1 protein-coding gene is annotated in these 1,011 nt (G+C 65.6%); it reads right to left on the minus strand.

The window, feature by feature from the left end; translation table 11 throughout:
* Positions 1–10: 10 nt before the first annotated feature.
* Positions 11–847 (minus strand): transposase family protein, encoded by an 837-nt coding sequence (locus ACGFJ2_RS59320; protein ID WP_393484320.1) that lies wholly within the window; start codon positions 845–847, stop codon positions 11–13.
* Between the last annotated feature and the right edge of the window lie 164 nt (positions 848–1,011).

The following is a 1,011-nucleotide window of genomic DNA, read 5'->3' on the forward strand; positions in this document are numbered from 1 at the left end:
TGACGTGATCTCAATCAATTGCCGGTAGGTAGTCGTGCTCGAAATGGGTGAGGACAAGCGCTGCGCGAGCGATGTCGCCGATTCGGCTGGGGCTGACGGTGATGTGCTGAAGGGTCCGCCAGCGGCCTTTGAGCAGGGCGAACCCGCGTTCGCCGAGGCAGCGCAGGGCTCGTAGAAGCCGGTTGTAGGTGCGGTTGTCCGGGCTGAGAATCTGGTTTCCCTCGGGTTGTTTGATGGGCGTGTGAACGCCGATTCCGGCGCCCTCGTAGCCGCTGTCGGCAAGGGTGGGCAGGCCGACTGCGGCAGCGGCGTACAGCGCGCCCAGCACGTGCGTGCGAGCGGCGGTCAGATCGTGCACCGAGCCGGGCTCGACCTCACCGATCCACAGAGGCAGACCGCTGGGTGCCGACACGGCCTGAAGGTTGCCGGCGTGCTGGTGGGCCTTGCCGGCGTACCAGGCGTCGATGGATTCGCCCTTGACGCTGAGGGTCTGCTCGGCACAGCGGTCGATGGGGATCAGAGTGCCGTCGAGGATCACGTAGGCCAGCCCGTCGGCATGGGCACGGTTCAGCGCATCGTGCAGATCAGGGGCTTGAGCTGCGAGGACGTCGACCCCTTCGGCGATGTAGCGGTAGGCCGTGGCGCGGGAGACGCGGTGATCGCGGCCGAGCTTGGGGATGTCGCGCTCGCCTCGGAACCAGCGCAGGATCAGCACCGCCTGCCAGAACGGGGTCAGAGCACGGCTGCCCTTGGGAGTGCCCACCCGCCGTCGTTTGTCCCGCAGTGACCGGGCAACGTGGTGAACCAGCGCGCGGGAAACGTCGAGCATGGCACGATGAGCAATCACGTGGAGCCTTTCGGCGGTTGTGCTTTCTTGTGGTGAGAACTCATCTACCGGAGGCTCCACGTCTCTCTCCGGCCTTCGACGACTCCTCCCGAAAGGCCCGAAACGCCACCGCCGCCGTCCCGAACATCCCTCATCGTCCGAATTATTTCCCTGAGATCACCTCA

The organism is Nonomuraea sp. NPDC049028, assembly GCF_043197735.1.
Taxonomy (GTDB): domain Bacteria; phylum Actinomycetota; class Actinomycetes; order Streptosporangiales; family Streptosporangiaceae; genus Nonomuraea.